The sequence below is a fragment of the Vibrio sp. Y176 genome (genome assembly GCF_033438945.1).
Window position 1 is genome coordinate 1 of the sequence record NZ_JAWOQS010000477.1, and the last position, 727, is coordinate 727.

The following is a 727-nucleotide window of genomic DNA, read 5'->3' on the forward strand; positions in this document are numbered from 1 at the left end:
TGACAGACCTTTCCCAATGGTTAAACATTGAATTTGTCTGGTGGTGGGCACTTTTTTTGTTGCCCTTACCTCTGCTGATTTACAAGCTTCTTCCTGAAGAAACTCGACAAGCAGAAATCAAACTGGCGTATTTGCCAGAAAGCAAAAACAGCCGTAAACCTAAACAATGGCTACAAAAATCGTTAGCTGTAGGCGTTTGGACATTATTGGTCGTCGCTTGTGCGAGACCAGTTTGGTTTGGTGAACCTGTCGAGTTTCAACCTAAGTACCGAGACTTAATGCTGGTGGTTGACCTTTCAGGCTCCATGCAAAAAGAGGACATGAACTTAGATGGCGAGTACATCGACCGACTCTCTGCCGTGAAAAAAGTCCTATCAGATTTTGTCGCGCAGCGAAAAGGTGATCGGCTTGGAGTAGTTCTATTTGGTGACCACGCGTACTTACAAACGCCACTGACGGCTGACCGACAAACCGTTATCCAACAAATCAAGCAAACCGTAATTGGCCTAGTTGGTCAACGAACCGCAATTGGCGATGGTATCGGCTTAGGAACAAAAACCTTTGTCGATAGCGATGCGCCCCAGCGCGTGATGATTTTGCTCAGTGACGGCAGTAACACCGCTGGTGTGTTAGATCCAATCGAAGCGGCTGAGATTGCGAAGAAATACAATGCCACTATTTATACCGTCGGCGTAGGTGCTGGCGAAATGATGGTGAAAGACTTTTT

1 protein-coding gene is annotated in these 727 nt (G+C 46.5%); it reads left to right on the forward strand.

The genetic code is table 11. From position 1 onward, the window contains the following. On the forward strand, positions 1 to 727 hold a 727-nt coding region (locus R7O13_RS26810), incomplete at both ends, for a VWA domain-containing protein (RefSeq protein ID WP_318305199.1).